Here is a 4,294-nt window from a genome sequence, read left to right on the forward strand (position 1 = left end):
CCGATCATGATCAAACTCAACCACCAGTAGTTGAAAATGATTGAGCGTGGGACGACGTTTTGGTGATTGCTGTACCAATAAACAACTACGCCAAGAATCAGCGACGACAAGCTGACCGCCTTGATGATCGCAATCAACGCATCGTTGCCGAAGTAGCGCATGACTGCGCGATACATGCCAAATCGGATGAACAACGGGATTGCAACTACCGGGGCACTCAAAAAAAGCCAGGAATGGACGATCAGTGGATTGACCATATCATCAATGCCGAGGCGAACCAGAAAAGCCAACCACAACGCTGCCCACACGAGAACGACGTCGGCCGTAACCTGAATGAGCCGTTTTTGACGGCGTGACAGCTCAAGCAACAGTTTGCGCAATTTATCCATAACCCCGTCGTACACCTCGAACCGCTCCCCATGACCTTGCTTGATCAGTGTACATCTCCAGACGCACCAGTTAACTCAAATAATCATAAATCAGCTATTGAGGGCCTGGTTTTTTTCGATTTCACCCGCGTGAAACTTGATCGCCAGAATCACGAGAGGGAGGTAGGCGACTATCAGCCCCAGCACACCATCTACTCCAAAGGAAGTCACGCAAACCGCAACGGGTAACAACCAGCCGAGATTGATTGCTCCGACAGCAAGAGTGACTGGCAAATGCTTGCGATACCGGCGTGATGCAAACTGATAGGCGTGACTACGATGAGCTTCATAAACTTTGTCACCGCGAACCAGGCGACGAATCAAGGTAAAGGTTGCGTCTACAACAAACACCCCCAACAAAATCAGCCAGGCCCAGAGCAACTGCGGTGCAATCCAGGCAGCCTGAATCGAGATGACACCGAGCACCATGCCGATGAATCCGCTTCCAGCGTCTCCCATGAAGATGCGTGCAGGGGGAAAATTCCAGAACAGAAATCCTCCAACCGCCATCGCCAACAGTCCAGGAACCCACATCTGGCTTTCGAATCCATTCAGCCAATAAAGCACACAAGCACCCAGGCACGCCGAAATCGCTTCAACACTGGCTATACCATCGATTCCGTCCATGAAATTGTAAAGATTGAGCATCCAGACAAGATAGACCGCCGCCAGGATGCATCCCAGCCAACCAAGATCCACAACCCATCCAAACAAGGTAATCGGAGGCAGACCTCCCAGACAGAACAAGGCCCAGGCGGCCGCACAGAAATGGCCTAACAAGCGCCAACGTGCTGCTATATGACCATGATCATCTATGAAGCCGACAATTGCGATCAGACCACCCGCCCCCCCGATAGCGATCAACACTGGCATGGTTGCCAACTGCGCCCATGCCAGAAATGGCAGCGCCAACAAAAATGCGATGACGATCGCGACACCGCCCCCCCTGGGAGTGGGTACTGAATGAGAACTGCGAGCATTGGGGACGTCGACAATACTTCGCGCTAATGCATAACGACGTAATACAGCTGTCAATATCAAGGAAACACTCGCCACTGCCGGAATTAACCACCAATAGATCATTGTTACTTACTTTCTTGAAAATGTTGTGCTGTAGCCTTCAGTGCATCATCTGCCGAGACCGGAGGTGTCCACCCCAGCAATGAGCGAGTTTTGCTGATGTCTACCTGCAAGGATCCGCATAACCGGTTTGACAGGGCTTTCCTTCCGAGCAATGTAGCCACGCCGCGCAGGACGCCGGCAGGTATTGGTACAAGCCGAGCCGTACGCCCAAGGGCAAGCGCTATCTTGCGCAGCAATTGAGTGGTGGAAAGATCCTCACCATCACTGACCAGAAAGGTCTGATTAGCGGCCGCCGGATGACTGATACAGGTAACAATCAAATCCACCAGATTGTCCAATGCTACGAGACTGCGGCTGTTGTGAATTGCCCCAAATGGCAGGGGAATACCTTTATCGAGCCATCGTATCATGCTTTGAAAGTTTGCCTTGACCCCGGGGCCGTAAACCAACACTGGCCTTATGATCACGACCTCCATCCCGGTCTCCACAGCCAATTCACGCAACCGCTCTTCGGCTTCCATCTTGGATACTCCATAGGGATCTGCCGGGGCTGGCGTGTCCTCGGGAGAATACGTGATACCAAAATCGGTACTTTCGCCGTTCACCTTGATGGAACTGATGAATATGAAGCGTCGGACGCCTGCAGACGCAGCCTGGCGCGCGAGATTCACTGTACCTTCAACATTGACTCGCCTGAATGCCGCCAAGGGATCGGTTTCGGTATCATTCATCACATGGACGCGAGCCGCGGCATGTATGACAACGTCTACGCCGGTGAGACCTTTTTTCCAGGACGTAGCACCATCGATACTGTCAACGTGGATCGTCGAGACTTTACTCTGAAGTAATTGCGACCCATTACGTAGCGCGGCAATGACAGTGTAGTTTCTTGCGACCAGACACTTTAGCGTCGCGCCACCAACAAACCCTGTTGCACCGGTTAAAAATACGGTCTTCGACATTATTGGGTGGTCCTTCGCAAAGTAGCAACGCGAAACAACTCTTCCAGACGCCCCATAAGTGCAGGTTTGGAAAAGTGGCTCAAATAGTAGGACCGACCGGCACGCCCCATAATTTCACGTTGAGCAGGGGATGTGGTGGCCAACTGCAGAGTAATCCGCACAAGCCCCTGGATATCACCTGAGGGGCAGGAAACCCCCCCGCCTGACTCTTCGATTACCCGTGCAGCTTCCCCATTGATCATGCCCAGGATCGGCTTGCTCGAAGCCATATAAGCCTGGACCTTCCCGGGAATCGTTTTCTCGAATACATCATTGGTTTTCAATGAAACCAGCAACGCATCGGCACAAGCAAACACCCCTGGCATCTCGCTCAGAGGGTGTCGTCCCAGCAGCAATACGTTGCTCAAGTTTCTTGTCGTGACTTGTTCATGCAACCATTTGCTCATACGCCCATCCCCCACGATCACCCAACGCACTGCCACTTTGTTCTTCAATGCCTCTGCGGCCTCCAGGATCGCAGGGAAATCCTGCGCCTCACCTAAATTTCCTGCAAAAACAATGGTGAAGACCGAGTCATCTCGCTCTAGCAAATTTGAAGTGAGTGGAGTGGAGGCTGAAAAGTCATCCTCAGCCCAACTTGGGAAATAAATCAAACGCTCCGGGGTGATTTCCTTGGTGCAATATTGTTTTACGTTGTCGGCAAAACCTTTGGATTGTAAAAGCAAATAATCAGCACGATTGTAGATCGCACTGACCACGCGTCCGACCAAAGCCAACAAGGCAGGCTGACGGAGTACCCCTACAGCCCTCAGAGTTTCCGGCCAAAGATCAAGGACCCAGACAAATACTGGGACCTTTTTTATCCGTCCTAACACAACTGCGGGAATCGCAGCCATAATAGGAGAAACTGCGTATACGAAAACCGCATCAAACTTTTCATTTCGAAGCTTGAAAACGCCGAGTATGGAAGCGCTGAGAAAAAAAGAAACGTAATTGAAAATCAGGCTGACACTGCGCTTTCCACGCGAAACTAATGGAACTCTAACTATGCGCGCGCCGAAGTAGTTTTTGAAACGCTCAGGACTGGCACTAAATTCCGAATAAACCGAACCCTCAGGGTAATTTGGCCATCCGGTCAACACACTGACCTCATGACCATTTTCCGAGAAGGCACGAACCAGGTCATTGATACGCATATTCTCCGGCCAAAAATACTGTGTAACTATCAGGATCTTTAATTTATTTTCATTCATTCCTGCAGCTCAACTCAGCATTTATCCGTTTATACAATCAAGCTATTGCAAACAATCCCAATTACTTTATCGGCAATATTCGGCATGCGGTACTCAGCGACCGTAGCCATTACGCAAAATCGGAGCTCCATGACAACGATTTGAGAAAGCAGTTTTTCCCAAGCTACCCCCCCAAGCTAGACGATGTGTGGAGCCTGTCAAAAATATGTCTGTTTCGGAATGTGAAACAATCATGGTTCGAGGCGGCGCTGCTGGTAGATCCAGTCAACGATATCGCCATCAGGTGTGTAGCCGCTGACCGTTTCGCGAAGGAGCTGCCTTACGCGCGAATAATCATCCTGTTCAACAGCCCCAAGCAACTCGGCCAGCTTCAGCTTGAGCACCTCCCACGGCAGATGATCCTCGTTTGCACTCATGATCATCGGGTGCTGAGTCGCGCTGACATTGTCACCGATCAACAGCTCTTCGTAGAGCTTTTCGCCAGGACGCAACCCGGTGAATTCGATAGCGATGTCACCATTCAGGTTTTTTTCCGAGCGGACGCTCAGGCCGGACAAATGGATCATCT

4 protein-coding genes and 1 pseudogene are annotated in these 4,294 nt (G+C 51.1%); all 5 read right to left on the reverse strand.

The window, feature by feature from the left end; all coding sequences use genetic code 11:
- Positions 1-389: pseudogene (locus AC1RDQ_RS28410) on the reverse strand (polysaccharide biosynthesis protein); the annotation flags it as partial.
- A gap of 90 nt (positions 390-479) precedes the next feature.
- Positions 480-1,511, reverse strand: coding sequence for an MraY family glycosyltransferase (locus AC1RDQ_RS28415; protein ID WP_492588747.1), 1,032 nt, complete (start codon positions 1,509-1,511; stop codon positions 480-482).
- 2 nt (positions 1,512-1,513) lie between these two features.
- Positions 1,514-2,473, reverse strand: coding sequence for a UDP-glucose 4-epimerase family protein (locus AC1RDQ_RS28420; RefSeq protein WP_492588748.1), 960 nt, complete (start codon positions 2,471-2,473; stop codon positions 1,514-1,516).
- Positions 2,473-3,726 (reverse strand): glycosyltransferase family 4 protein, encoded by a 1,254-nt coding sequence (locus AC1RDQ_RS28425; protein ID WP_492588749.1) that lies wholly within the window; start codon positions 3,724-3,726, stop codon positions 2,473-2,475. The genes AC1RDQ_RS28420 and AC1RDQ_RS28425 overlap by 1 nt, the downstream gene beginning before the upstream one ends.
- Before the next feature lie 230 nt (positions 3,727-3,956).
- On the reverse strand, positions 3,957-4,294 hold a 338-nt coding region (locus tag AC1RDQ_RS28430; RefSeq protein WP_492588750.1), incomplete at its 5' end, for a polysaccharide biosynthesis protein.

The sequence above is a fragment of the Pseudomonas sp. GW823-FHT02E01 genome (assembly GCF_058797535.1).

Bases quoted from the DNA above. Each gene is read 5' to 3' on its own strand.
- AC1RDQ_RS28420 (WP_492588748.1), bottom strand. From the start codon at position 2,473: ATGTCGAAGACCGTATTTTTAACCGGTGCAACAGGGTTTGTTGGTGGC.
- AC1RDQ_RS28415 (WP_492588747.1), bottom strand. From the start codon at position 1,511: ATGATCTATTGGTGGTTAATTCCGGCAGTGGCGAGTGTTTCCTTGATA.
- AC1RDQ_RS28425 (WP_492588749.1), bottom strand. From the start codon at position 3,726: ATGAATGAAAATAAATTAAAGATCCTGATAGTTACACAGTATTTTTGG.